The following is a 12,109-nucleotide window of genomic DNA, read 5'->3' on the forward strand; positions in this document are numbered from 1 at the left end:
GCGCAGCCGGACCTCGACTGCGCATTCCTCTAGCTGCTAACGTCTTCCGGAGCAACGGGCAGCGCTTCTATTATGACGAAGGCCTGCGCCAGCGGGTCATCGTCGGTGATCGTCAGATGGATCACGGCGCGGTGGCCCTGCGGCAGCATGCTGGCCAGGCGCAGCGCGGCCCCGCCGGTCAGCACCATGGTCGGCTTGCCGCCCGGCAGGTTGACGACGCCCATGTCCTTCCAGAGAACCCCCTGCCCGATCCCCGTTCCCAAGGCCTTGGAACAGGCTTCCTTGGCTGCGAAGCGCTTGGCATAGGAGGCCGACCGGTTCTTGCGCCCCTCGGACTTGGCGATCTCCACATCGGTGAAGCAGCGCTGAATGAAACGCTCGCCGAAACGGGTCAGCGAATTGTCGATACGCCGGATGTCGATGAGGTCGCTGCCGAGGCCGATGATCATGGAAACCTGATGAGTTCGATAGGTTGAGGTTTACGCCTGCGACTCTTTCAGTCTGTCCGCGAGACGCGACACGCGCCGCGACTGGAACAGCCGGGCGGCGGCGTAGGCTCCGGTGTAGAACACCACGGCGCTGCCGACGACCAGCGGCAGGCTGCCGACCAGAAGCGGCTTCAGCACGGGACCCCAGAGTTCCGACAGCTGCAGATGCGTCAGCTTGTGCAGCATGTCCTCGCCGCCCAGCGGCGCCTGGCCGCCGGCGCCGAGAATGGATGTGCCGATCTCGTAGCTGGTCGCGAGAATGACGGGAATGGTCAGCGGATTGGCGAGCGCGGTCGCGATGCCGGCCGCAATCAGGTTGCCGGAAAAGAGATAGGCGGCGGCAACCGCGATGAGAATGTGGAGACCGACGAACGGCGTCGCGGAGGACGCTGCACCCGCGGCAACGCCGACGGCGATGGAGTGCGGCGAGGATGACAGGCGCAGAATGCGCAATGCAAGATACCGCAGCCCGCGCGTAAACCCCTTGCGCGGCCATACGAGCTCGCGGAGCCGGGCCGAAAGAGATGCGGGCTGACGACGTCTGAAAATCATGGTGCCGTGATAGACGACGGCCATGTGGCCGTACAATGGCAATCTGATGCAATCCGGCGCAAAGACCGCGCCACGGCATCATTTCGGGGGTAGGACCGCCCTGCCCTCAGACAGGGTTCGGATTTCGATTGCCGGTCCCCACCAACACATCGTCTCGGCAGACTCGCTTGACGGTCGCGCGGGAGGTGGAATGCGACGGTCGATCCGGTTCTGCCATGCCCCTCTCAAGGGCCGTGTCTGTCAAAGGCGCATTTCGCGCGGGGCCGAGGACCGAAAGACGGCCCGGATGGTGCACGGAGAGCGCGGCGGCTGTGGGTCGCAGGGCGCGACGATCCCGCCTGCCCGCCGATATCGCCCGTCATGGGCAGATATGCGCCGAACACTCCCGGCCGTGGGCCATCATGGCCCGTACCGACAGGAGGGTCAAAGTCACTGTTAACGGTTGCGCAGGCCAGAGTCGTTGCGCACACCAGCCCTGCATCAAACGCAGGGCTTTGATTTTCAATCCGCTCGAACGTGGCTCGCTCAGAAGCCGCTGCGGAAGAGGCCGCGGTCGATCTGACGCTGGCGATATTCGAGGTCGATGCGATCGGACGAGCCATTGAGGTAGCTCAGTTCGCGTTCGGCTGCCGACAGAGGGCGCAGGGCGCCGGAGAGCTTCTTGATCTGCTTGAACATTTGGTAAACCTTTCTTCGTTTACCTCCCGAGGCAGAACATAAGGGTCTGAAGACCGCTTCACCAGCGTTGGGTTCGGCGGGCAGCCATGCGGAGCGCGCATATCGCTGCCGCCCGCAGCCTATCGCGCAGGCAGGACAGTCTAGAGGAAAACCCGCTTCACCGTGGAGACGACCGGCAGTTCCTTCAGCTGCGTCAGCATATGGTTCAGCTGGCGCAGATCCCAGACCTCGATATCGATCAGCAGTTCGCTGAAATCGGCCGCGATCGGACCCATGGTGATCGCACGGATATTGATGTCGCCGGTCGCCAGGGACTGCGCGATATCGGCGAGCGTTCCCGGCTCGTTCAGCGCGTTGACCTGCACGCGCACCATGAAGCGGGTGTTGTTGGCCTGGTCGAGATCCCAGCGCACATCGATCCAGCGCTCCGACTCGTCATCGAACTGCTGCAGGCTCGGCGACTGGATCGGGTAGATGGTGATCCCCTTGTCCTTCTCCATGATGCCGACGATGCGGTCGCCCGGCACGGCGCCGGATGCGCTGAAATGAACGAAGGCGTTGCCCGACAGACCGCGGATCGGCAGGTCTTCCGGCCCGCCGGCGTCGATGGCCGTCGCACTGTCCTTGGAATGACCCGGTATCTTGAAGGCCATGCCGGCCGCCGAGCGCATGGCGAACCAACCGTCGTCGGTAGAGGGCTTCGGCGTCACCCGCTCGTCCTGATGGTCGGGATGCATGGCGCGCAACACGTCGAGCGAGGACAGCTCGCCGCGCCCGACGGCGGCGATGGCATCCTCGACCTCCTTCTGGCCGAGGCGATGCAGGATCGGCTTCATCGCCTCGCGCGAGAAGGGCTTGCCGGCGCGCTCGAAGGTGCGTTCCAGAATGCGGTAGCCGAGGCCGGAATACTGCTTGCGGATGGCCGCCTTGGTCGCGCGGCGGATGGCGGCGCGGGCCTTGCCGGTGACGACGATTTCCTCCCAGGCGGCCGGCGGAACCTGGATGCCCGACCGGACGATCTCGACCTCGTCGCCATTGGCCAGTCGTGTGACCAGCGGCATGATGCGGCCGTTGATCTTCGCCCCCACACAGGTGTCGCCGATATTGGTGTGGACCGCATAGGCGAAATCGATGGGGGTGGCACCCCGCGGCAGAGCGATCAGCTGGCCCTTGGGCGTGAAACAGAAGACCTGATCCTGGAACAGCTCGAGCTTGGTATGCTCCAGGAACTCCTCCGGATTGTCGCCTTCCGCCAGCGCCTCGATCGTGCGGCGGAGCCAGGAATAGGCATTGGAGGTCGGGGACAGCTTGACGTCGCCCTGGGCCTCGGCTCCGTCCTTGTACAGCGTATGCGCGGCAATGCCGTATTCCGCGATCTCGTGCATGCGCCGCGTGCGGATCTGCAGTTCGATGCGCTGGCGCGAGGGGCCGACGATGGTGGTGTGGATCGACTGGTAGTCGTTCTGCTTCGGCGTCGAGATATAATCCTTGAACCGGCCGGGAACGACGCGCCAACGGGTGTGGACGATGCCGAGCGCGCGGTAGCAGGCCGGGATGTCCTCGACGATCACCCGGAAGCCCCAGACATCGGACAGCTGTTCGAAGGAGAGCGACTTCGACTGCATCTTGCGAAAGACGGAATAGGGCTTCTTCTGACGACCCTTGACGCTGATGCCCGTCAGCCCCTTGGCCGCGAGCAGGTCGCCCAGCTCATCCTCGATCTTCTTGATCAGGCCTTCATTGCGGGCGGACAGCTCGTCGAGCCGCTGCGTGACGGTCTCGAAGGCATTGGGATTGATGTGGCGGAAAGACAGGTTCTCCAGCTCTTCGCGCATGTCGTGCATGCCCATGCGGCCGGCGAGCGGCGCATAGATCTCCATCGTCTCCTCGGAGATCCGGGCGCGCTTTTCCGCCGACATATGGTCGAGCGTGCGCATATTGTGCAGCCGGTCCGCCAGCTTGACGAGGAGAACGCGAACATCGTCGGAAATGGCGAGCAGGAGCTTGCGAAGGTTTTCCGCCTGCTTGGCCTTGCGGCTGACGAGATCGAGCTTCTTGATCTTGGTCAGGCCCTCGACCAGCGCGCCGATATCCTCGCCGAAGAGATCGTCGATCTCCGCCCGCGTCGCCGTCGTGTCCTCGATGGTGTCGTGCAGCAACGCGACCGCGATCGTCGCCTCGTCCAGGTGCATTTCCGTGAGGATGGCCGCAACTTCCAGCGGATGCGAAATATAGGGATCGCCGCTGGCGCGCTTCTGCTGGCCATGTTTCTGCATGGCGTAGACATACGCCTTGTTGAGCAGTGCCTCGTTGACGTCGGGCTTGTATTTCTGAACCCGTTCCACGAGTTCATATTGGCGCATCATGCGTGTGCGGCTCCGCGGGGGCTGTGTATCTGCAGCGTCACTCCTTCAATGGAATTCCATTTAAATCATGACGTGGCGACAACGAAAAGCGCGTCCGGTGGAAACCCGGACGATTCTGACGATATGACACAGTGCTACGGCAGATTTGCCACCATGGAAATCGATGCTCCTGCAAATCATCGCGCTTTCTTGCGGCGACTGCCCGAAAACGAAAAAGCGCCGGACGATGCCGGCGCTTTTCAAAGATACGATCGAAAGGGGACGATCAGTAGTCGTCGCTCTTTTCCGGGGGAACCAGGCCCTCGATGCCGGCGAGAAGCTCTTCTTCCGTCATGCGGTCGAAGGTCACGGCTTCCGGCTGGTCGTCGTCTTCCGAGGCGTCGGCAAAGTTCGACGCGCTGCCGCCGGTGATGGATGCCGGATCCGCTTCAGGCTCGTCGACCTCGACATGCTTCTGCAGCGAATGGATCAGGTCTTCCTTGAGGTCGCCCGGAGACAGCGTCTCGTCGGCGATCTCGCGCAAGGCGACGACGGGGTTCTTGTCGTTGTCGCGATCGATCGTGATCGCCGCGCCCTGGGAGATCAGGCGTGCACGGTGACTGGCAAGCAGCACGAGTTCAAAACGGTTATCGACCTTGTCGATGCAATCTTCGACCGTAACGCGGGCCATTGCGTATCCTTCGATGGTTTCAAGCGCCGGACGCGGCCAAAAGCGGCCCTGCCTGCGCAGTCATTGACGATGAGAGCGACCAAGCGCTGGCGCAGCTTTCCGGCTCTCGGGAACGGATTGGTTGCCGGATACATCCATTGGCCCGAAAATTCAAGTTTTTCATGATGCGTGACGCGAGAAAGCGACGGTTCGCGCGGTAGTATTGTTTCCCCGGCGTATCATCGAAATTGCAGATACAGACCAACAACTTTAGGTTTGTATGAAAGAAAGACAATTGCCGACATGTTTAAGAGTTCGTTTAACATGTTGATGTGCGCCTGAGAATGGAGACTAGAGAGCCTCGAAAAACTGTGCTCGAACGACATTTGTTCTCTACCGAACTTTTCTCTCGATCGGTCGTGAGATAAGGACAATGATCATGATGCTCCGGCATGCACTTGTTTCGTGTTCGAAAACGGACACGGAGGAAATGCAAATCTCGCTGGTTTGAAGGAATGCCAATGTTCGATCCGCGTGAAAAAATTGCTCTCTTTATCGACGGCGCGAACCTCTACGCGGCGTCGAAGAGTCTCGGCTTCGACATCGATTATCGTAAGCTTTTGAAAGCATTCCAGAAGCGGGGCTACCTTCTGCGGGCCTATTATTACACGGCGCTGATCGAGGATCAGGAGTACTCCTCCATCCGGCCGCTGATCGATTGGCTGGACTACAACGGCTACAAGGTCGTGACCAAGCCGGCCAAGGAATTCACCGATTCGCTCGGCCGGCGAAAAATCAAGGGCAACATGGACATCGAGCTGGCCATCGATGCCATGGAGCAGTCGGAAACGGTCGATCATCTCGTGATCTTTTCGGGCGACGGCGATTTTACGACGCTGGTCGAGGCTCTGCAGCGCAAGGGCCGCAAGGTCTCGGTGGTTTCCACCATGTCGACCCAGCCGCCGATGATCGCCGACGATCTGCGTCGCCAGTCCGATCATTTCATCGATCTTCTCAGTCTCAAGGCTGAAATCGGACGCGATCCCTCCGAGCGGTCGTCGCGCAACGTCGAACCCGTCCATCAGGACGATCTCACCTGATGCTGACAGGCGGATGGGCGCCGCCCGCGCGCCGATCGATGGCTTTTAACGCAGGGCACGGCCCGAACACGGGCGAAACGGATGATCCCATGCGCCCGGCAGGTCAGCCGTCCTTGAGAAGACGGCTCTTCTGCCGGTTCCAGTCGCGCTCTTTTTCGCTTTCCCGCTTGTCGTGCAGCTTCTTGCCCTTGCCGAGCGCCAGTTCCAGCTTGGCCCGGCCCTGGTCGTTGAAATAGATCTTCAACGGGATCAGGGACATGCCTTCGCGGTTGACCGCGCCCTGCAGCCGGTTGACCTCGCGCTTCGACAGAAGAAGCTTGCGGCGCCGGCGCGGCTCGTGGTTGAAGCGGTTGGCCTGGAGATATTCCGGCAGATAGGAATTGATCAGCCACATCTCGCCGCCCTCGTCGGTCGCGTAGGATTCGGCGATATTGGCCTTCCCCTCGCGCAGCGACTTGACCTCGGTGCCGGTCAGCACGAGGCCCGCCTCGTAGGTGTCGAGGATCTCGTAATTGTAGCGCGCCTTGCGGTTTTCGGCGACGATCTTGCGAACGGTGCGCTCGCTGCCTTTCGGTGCCATCAGTTCAACAGCCCTGCATGAACGAGCGCCGATTCGATCGCGCTTTCGGTTGCCGGCTCGAGCGACGACATCAGCGGCGAGCGGACGTGACGGCTCATGCCGCGCAGCCGGTTCAGCGCAAACTTCGAGCCGCACACGCCAGGCTCCATGAAGATCGCCTTGTGCAGCGGCATCAACTGGTCCTGATAGTCGAGCGCTTTCGCAAAATCGCCGGCGAGCGTCGCCTCCTGGAACGCAGCACTCAGGCGCGGCGCGACATTGGCGGTGACGGAGATGCAGCCGACGCCGCCATGGGCGTTGAAGCCGAGCGCCGTCGCGTCCTCGCCCGAAAGCTGGACGAAATCCGCACCGCAGGTGATGCGCTGCTCGGACACGCGCTCGATCTTGCCCGTTGCATCCTTGACGCCGACGATCGACGAATAGGCCTTGCGGAGCGCACCCATGGTCTCCGGCGACATATCGATGACCGAGCGGCCGGGAATGTTGTAGATCACGATCGGCAGCTTGACCGCCTCGGCGATCGCCGAGAAGTGAGCAAAGAGGCCCTTCTGCGTCGGCTTGTTGTAATAAGGTGTCACGACGAGGATGCCGTCGGCCCCGGCCTTCTCCGCATGCTGGGCAAGCTCGATGGCCTCGCGCGTGTTGTTCGATCCGGCTCCGGCAATGACGGGCACGCGGCGGCCCGCGGCCTCGATGCAGAGTTCGACCACCCGCTTGTGCTCGGCATGCGACAGCGTCGGGGATTCGCCGGTCGTCCCGACGGGAACGACCCCATGGCTGCCCTCGGAAATAACCCACTGGACGTGATTGACGAATGCGTCCTCATCCACGGCTCCCGCCGGCGTGAACGGGGTGACGAGAGCGGGAATGGATCCCTTGAACATGCACGACTCCTGACGGCGCACGGGCATTGGAGACCCATGCTTCGGCCGCATTTCACGGTTAGAAAATCGCCGGCACCTTAATCGTCCCGATCTCCGGCGGCAAGCATTGACTGGCGGCGCGGCAGAGACGGAAACGGATGAGACGGCCGGGGGTTCAAGGGCTTTGCGCTGATTTTTCGGGATGCTCGGCGATCACCTTTCGTCGCAAGCGCGGGATCGCGGGCAAGCTTAACCTTTCGTTAGCGTCTCGATTGCCAAATGAGGTAGGATTGAAAAGCGGCGTACGGTTGATCAGGGGCGGGAAAGTTTTCATGCGGGGTGCCATTCATCGAACACTGGTCGCCGCGCTCAGCGTGTCCGCGTTCGGCCTTGGAACATTGAGCGCTCCGGTCGCCTCGAAGGCGGAAGAAGCGAGCGTGCCCCTCCCCCTTTCGCGGCCGGCCACGGTCGCGTCGGCGGCGGAAGCGTTTGCGCCCGTCCCCCGCGCGCCTGCCGCCTTCACCGGCATGACCGACGGCGGCATCACCGGCGCCATTCCCCGCAGCACCGTTCCGGCGTCCGTCGAAGCGTTGAAAAGCGGCCTCGACGCATTGACGAACCGGGACCCGGTCCGTGCCATTTCCGTGCGGGACGCCATGGGTGAAGATACGCTCGACCGGCACATCCTCACCTGGGCCATCGCGCAATCGACGCAGAAGGGTATTCCGTCCTATGAGATCGCGCGGGCGCAACAGGAACTGAAGGGCTGGCCGGGCCTCAGCGGCCTGCGTGCGAGCTCCGAACGAGCGCTTTACCGCGAAAACCCGCCCTCCCGCGACGTGCTTGCCGCGTTCGGCACGAGCACGCCGGAGACATCGGAAGGCACGCTGATTCTTGCGCGGGCGCTGGTTGCCAAGGGCGACACGCGACAGGCCGCCGGCCTGATCCGCACGCTCTGGGCGACGAAAGCGCTGGAAGCCGCCACCGAAACGAAGATCCTTGCGGAATTTCCGAGCCTGCTGACGACGGCCGACCACAAGCGGCGCATGGAAATGCTGCTCTATCGCGGGCGCTTCGAGCAGGCGACCCGCTTCAGCGATCTGGGCAAGGCACAGTCGCTCTATCGCGCCTGGATCGCGACATCGAAGAAGGCTGCGAATGCCGACGCCCTGATCGCGGCCGTCGATCCCTCCTGGCGCGGCGATCCGGCCTATCTGTTCGTGCGCATCGAGCAGTTGCGCAAACAGGAAAAGTACGACGCGGCGGCAAAGCTTCTGCAGCAGCTGCCCAAGGACCCCGACCGCCTTGTCGATACCGGCGAATGGTGGGTCGAGCAGCGTATCATCAGCCGCGGGCTTGCGGATGAAGGCGATTTTCGCGGCGCCTACCGGGTTGCGGCCGCGCATGTGGCCACGGATGCCGCAGATGTCGTGGATGCGGAATTCCATGCCGGCTGGTACGCGTTGCGCGGTCTTCAGGACGGCCAGACGGCTGCCACGCATTTCCAGCGCATTCTGAAAGCCTCCAACCGGCCGATTTCGGTTTCGCGCGCCTATTACTGGCTTGGCCGTGCCGCCGAAAAGGGCGGCCCCGGTCAGGCGAAGACCTATTATGCCAAGGCCGCAGCGCTTTCGGGCACGTTCTACGGGCAGCTTGCCGGCGCGAAGCTCGGCCGCAAGACGCTGAACGTCACCTATCCCAGCCCGACGGCCGACGACCGGACTCAGTTCGAAAGCCGAGAAGCGGTGCGTGCCATCGCCCGGCTGGAGGCTGCGGGCCATGGCTGGCGGGCGGATGGGCTCTATCTGGCGCTTGCCGACAACCTGAACAGTCCCGGCGAACTCGCCATCCTGTCCGCCCGGGCGGAAAAGACGCGGACGCATAGCCTCGCGCTGCAGGTCGGCAAGCTCGCCTTCGGCCGCGGCGTCGATGTCGCGGCGCTGGCCTTCCCGCTGGGCGTCATTCCGGGCACGGCCAATATTTCGGGCTCCGGCAAGGCGCTGGCCTATGCCATCGCGCGTCAGGAAAGTGCGTTCAACCCTGCCGCCGTGTCTCCGGCCAATGCCCGCGGTCTGCTGCAGATCCTGCCGACGACGGCAAAGCTCGTCGCGGGTCGCCATGGCATTCCCTATTCCAAGGAACGGCTGACGACCGATGCGGGGTATAATGCGACCCTTGGCGCGCATTATCTCGGCGAACAGATCAATGATTTCGGCGGCTCCTATATCCTCACCTTCATCGCCTACAATGCCGGCCCGCGCCGCGTGCCGGAATGGATCGGGCGCTATGGCGATCCCCGCGGCAAATCGATCGACGAGGTGGTGGACTGGATCGAGCGCATTCCCTTTGCCGAGACGCGCAACTATGTGCAGCGGGTGATGGAAAACTACCAGGTCTATAAGTCGCGGCTCGGCCAGAACGCCGATATCGTCGAGGATCTGAGAATGGGCCGCCAGTCTTCCTGACGCATGGTCCTCCTGACGCCTCGTCCTGCTGATCCGGCGTCTCCCCCTCGCCTTCCTGCCTCCTCTCGCTATAAACTCTCCTCTCTATAAAGAAGAGCAGAGCGGACAGCGGAGCAACGCTTGCGTTCGCCTCAGGAGGGATTATGGACAGAAACGGGATCGTGGAACATTTCATCTGCGTCCGGGACGGACTGACGGTGTTTGCGGCGGAGTATCCCGCCGCGGGACCGCAGACGGGGCGCGATCCTCTCCTGCCCGTCATCTGCCTGCCCGGGCTCAGCCGCAATTCACGCGACTTTCACCGCTTCGCGCAGGCGATCTCCACCGATCAGGCAAAGCCGCGGCGGGTCATTGCCATCGATTATCGTGGCCGGGGTCGATCCGATTGGGACCCGGACCCCTGCCGTTACCAGCTGTCGGTCGAGGCCGGCGATGTCCTGGAAATCTGCAGCACGCTCGATATCGACGCCGCCCTCTTCGTCGGAACCTCGCGCGGCGGATTGATCCTCCATCTCCTGCCGGGCATGGCGCCGGATCTCTCCCGTGGCAATATCCTGAACGACATCGGCCCCGTCATCGAGATCGACGGCCTGCTGGCCATCGCCCGCTATTTGAACAATGAAGGCCGCTATCCTTCATGGCGCGCCGCGGCGACGGCGCTGAAGATGCTGCACGGACCGGCCTTCCCCGCATTGGAGGCCGCGGACTGGGACGAGATGGCACTGAGCCTTTACCGCCAAGCCGACGGCGTCATCCTGCCGGACTTCGATCCGGCGCTGGTGGCTCCCCTTCTCGAACTCTCGGCCGCAACGCCGCTGGCCGATCTCTGGCCGCTCTTCGAGCGCCTGCGGGATCGTCCGCTCATGGTCATCCGTGGCGAGACGTCGACATTGCTGTCTCAAGAGACGGTCGATGCCATGGCCGGGAGACATCCGGCCCTGCAATCGCTGACGGTTGCCGGTCAGGGCCACGCCCCCCTCCTCCATCTCCCCGGCGTCATCGCGCCGATCAAGGCATTCCTCTCGACGCTCGACTGAATGGCGGCCGAGGCCGAGCGATCGAAGGCGGCCCGCACTGTCCCCGGCGCTTTCGGATACGTCTCATCTCAACAACGAAAAAACCCGGCATCGCTGCCGGGTTTTCCATCAATGACCGTGAGGTCAAGTGATATTAGAAGTCGCGCTGCAGACGGAGGAAGCCCGTCCAGTCCTTCTGGTCGCCCGGAAGGCCATCGTCGCTGTCCGTGTAGTTGACAGTTGCGAGCGTGCGCAGGCCAGTCGTGATCTGGTAGCCGGCGGTTACACCGACGCGCCATGCATCTTCGCTGGAGAATTCGCTGCCTACACGAACATTACCGAAGTACTGTGCGGCCGGGGTGATCGTGAACTTCTCAGTTGCCTTGATTGCGTATTCAGCAGCAACGGTCCATTCCGAACGATCGTAGTAGTAGTTCGGGTCGGTGGCGTACGAGCCAGCGATGCCGAGCGTGCCCGGGCCGAGTTCAGCCGTTGCGAGGATGCGGAAAGCAGCTTCTTCGGCGTCGAAGTCGTATGCAGCAAGGCCGTAGATGTTGAAGCCAGCGATCGTTGCGCCGAGCTTGCCGGAAACGCCGAGGCTGTCGTTCGGGTCGTTGTTGGTCGGGTAGGAGCCGCCTTCGATTTCGTCAACCGAAACGCCAGCGAGGAAAGAGCCGCCGTCGTAGGTGTAACGAGCCGAGTTCTGCAGAGCGCCGAACGAAGAGTCGAGCGAGTCCGTTTCGCCAGACAGGCCATCGTCCCACCAGCTGTAGAAGTAACCGACGTCGAAGCCAGCGATGTTGATCCATGCGCCGTCGAGGAAGGTTTCGCCGTCAGCGTCGGCCTGGATGTTGATGTAGGAAGACAGAGCGCCGAATTCGGTGTCGTTCTTCGCTTCGATCGTCAGGTAACCACGGCTGTAGGCGTTAACGTCGCCGTTGTCGCGGATGCCGTACGAGTCATCGTTGTACTCGAGCTGCGTACGAACGTAGCCGCCGATCTTGAGGCAGGTTTCCGTGCCGGGGATGTAGAAGTAGCCCGTGCCGAAAGCGTCGCAAACGCGAACGTATTCCATTGCTTCCGGTTCAGCAGCGACGATGGCGTCGGCAGCGTGTGCGCCGGATACTGCTGCGAGAGCGGCAGCGGAGCCGAGAAGAAGGCTCTTAATGTTCATTTCTGACCTCCAGTCAAAAGTTTAAAACGGGTCTGGGTATTTTGCTGAAGGACAGCGTTCCCTGCCCCATCCCCAACACTTCAGAAGTTGGCGATCAACCGCCCTTGCTTCTGGATTTGAAAATACCTGACCCGGCCGATGGCGCAATCACCAACTTGCTATCGCGCACCCTTTCGTC

Annotated in this window: 11 protein-coding genes; 3 read left to right on the top strand and 8 right to left on the bottom strand. The window is 62.4% G+C overall.

Annotated features, from left to right (window positions below; translation table 11 throughout):
- Positions 1-29 precede the first annotated feature (29 nt).
- The 5 genes from acpS to rpoZ all read right to left on the bottom strand — a co-directional run bounded on the left by acpS (position 30) and on the right by rpoZ (position 4,754).
- Positions 30-449, bottom strand: a complete 420-nt coding sequence (acpS, locus tag C8J36_RS07470) for a holo-ACP synthase (RefSeq protein ID WP_062594760.1) — start codon at positions 447-449, stop codon at positions 30-32.
- Positions 450-479: 30 nt separating this feature from the next.
- Entirely contained in the window at positions 480-1,064 is a 585-nt protein-coding gene (locus tag C8J36_RS07475) for a DUF2062 domain-containing protein (RefSeq protein WP_348631354.1), read from the bottom strand.
- Between the two features lie 501 nt (positions 1,065-1,565).
- Positions 1,566-1,718, bottom strand: coding sequence for a DUF3563 domain-containing protein (locus C8J36_RS07480; RefSeq protein ID WP_082477103.1), 153 nt, complete (start codon positions 1,716-1,718; stop codon positions 1,566-1,568).
- 140 nt (positions 1,719-1,858) lie between these two features.
- On the bottom strand, positions 1,859-4,084 hold the full coding sequence (locus C8J36_RS07485) for a bifunctional (p)ppGpp synthetase/guanosine-3',5'-bis(diphosphate) 3'-pyrophosphohydrolase (RefSeq protein WP_132533765.1): 2,226 nt from the start codon (positions 4,082-4,084) through the stop codon (positions 1,859-1,861).
- Between the two features lie 265 nt (positions 4,085-4,349).
- Positions 4,350-4,754, bottom strand: a complete 405-nt coding sequence (gene rpoZ, locus C8J36_RS07490; RefSeq protein WP_062594758.1) for a DNA-directed RNA polymerase subunit omega — start codon at positions 4,752-4,754, stop codon at positions 4,350-4,352.
- A 500-nt stretch (positions 4,755-5,254) separates the two neighbouring features.
- Here rpoZ and C8J36_RS07495 point away from each other — a divergent pair, with 500 nt between their 5' ends.
- The gene (locus C8J36_RS07495) at positions 5,255-5,833 is read left to right on the top strand and encodes an NYN domain-containing protein (RefSeq protein ID WP_062594757.1); all 579 of its coding nucleotides are present in this window, start codon (positions 5,255-5,257) and stop codon (positions 5,831-5,833) included.
- Positions 5,834-5,936: 103 nt separating this feature from the next.
- Here C8J36_RS07495 and smpB read toward each other — a convergent pair whose 3' ends face one another.
- Together smpB and dapA are read right to left on the bottom strand one after the other, a co-directional pair.
- Positions 5,937-6,413, bottom strand: a complete 477-nt coding sequence (gene smpB, locus C8J36_RS07500) for an SsrA-binding protein SmpB (RefSeq protein WP_062469127.1) — start codon at positions 6,411-6,413, stop codon at positions 5,937-5,939.
- On the bottom strand, positions 6,413-7,297 hold the full coding sequence (gene dapA, locus C8J36_RS07505; protein WP_132533767.1) for a 4-hydroxy-tetrahydrodipicolinate synthase: 885 nt from the start codon (positions 7,295-7,297) through the stop codon (positions 6,413-6,415). Before dapA ends, smpB begins: the two co-directional genes overlap by 1 nt.
- Positions 7,298-7,608: 311 nt before the next feature.
- Here dapA and C8J36_RS07510 point away from each other — a divergent pair, with 311 nt between their 5' ends.
- Together C8J36_RS07510 and C8J36_RS07515 are read left to right on the top strand one after the other, a co-directional pair.
- Entirely contained in the window at positions 7,609-9,741 is a 2,133-nt protein-coding gene (locus C8J36_RS07510; protein WP_132533769.1) for a lytic transglycosylase domain-containing protein, read from the top strand.
- A 143-nt stretch (positions 9,742-9,884) separates the two neighbouring features.
- The gene (locus C8J36_RS07515; RefSeq protein ID WP_132533771.1) at positions 9,885-10,778 is read left to right on the top strand and encodes an alpha/beta hydrolase; all 894 of its coding nucleotides are present in this window, start codon (positions 9,885-9,887) and stop codon (positions 10,776-10,778) included.
- A 133-nt stretch (positions 10,779-10,911) separates the two neighbouring features.
- Here C8J36_RS07515 and C8J36_RS07520 read toward each other — a convergent pair whose 3' ends face one another.
- Positions 10,912-11,931, bottom strand: coding sequence for a porin (locus C8J36_RS07520; RefSeq protein ID WP_132533773.1), 1,020 nt, complete (start codon positions 11,929-11,931; stop codon positions 10,912-10,914).
- Between the last annotated feature and the right edge of the window lie 178 nt (positions 11,932-12,109).

Origin of the sequence: Rhizobium sp. PP-F2F-G48 (genome assembly GCF_004342335.1) — a bacterium.
Taxonomy (GTDB): domain Bacteria; phylum Pseudomonadota; class Alphaproteobacteria; order Rhizobiales; family Rhizobiaceae; genus Ferranicluibacter.

Bases quoted from the DNA above. Each gene is read 5' to 3' on its own strand.
- C8J36_RS07510 (WP_132533769.1), top strand. From the start codon at position 7,609: ATGCGGGGTGCCATTCATCGAACACTGGTCGCCGCGCTCAGCGTGTCC.
- smpB (WP_062469127.1), bottom strand. From the start codon at position 6,413: ATGGCACCGAAAGGCAGCGAGCGCACCGTTCGCAAGATCGTCGCCGAA.
- C8J36_RS07495 (WP_062594757.1), top strand. From the start codon at position 5,255: ATGTTCGATCCGCGTGAAAAAATTGCTCTCTTTATCGACGGCGCGAAC.
- C8J36_RS07515 (WP_132533771.1), top strand. From the start codon at position 9,885: ATGGACAGAAACGGGATCGTGGAACATTTCATCTGCGTCCGGGACGGA.
- C8J36_RS07485 (WP_132533765.1), bottom strand. From the start codon at position 4,084: ATGATGCGCCAATATGAACTCGTGGAACGGGTTCAGAAATACAAGCCC.
- acpS (WP_062594760.1), bottom strand. From the start codon at position 449: ATGATCATCGGCCTCGGCAGCGACCTCATCGACATCCGGCGTATCGAC.
- C8J36_RS07520 (WP_132533773.1), bottom strand. From the start codon at position 11,931: ATGAACATTAAGAGCCTTCTTCTCGGCTCCGCTGCCGCTCTCGCAGCA.
- dapA (WP_132533767.1), bottom strand. From the start codon at position 7,297: ATGTTCAAGGGATCCATTCCCGCTCTCGTCACCCCGTTCACGCCGGCG.
- C8J36_RS07480 (WP_082477103.1), bottom strand. From the start codon at position 1,718: ATGTTCAAGCAGATCAAGAAGCTCTCCGGCGCCCTGCGCCCTCTGTCG.
- rpoZ (WP_062594758.1), bottom strand. From the start codon at position 4,754: ATGGCCCGCGTTACGGTCGAAGATTGCATCGACAAGGTCGATAACCGT.
- C8J36_RS07475 (WP_348631354.1), bottom strand. From the start codon at position 1,064: ATGGCCGTCGTCTATCACGGCACCATGATTTTCAGACGTCGTCAGCCC.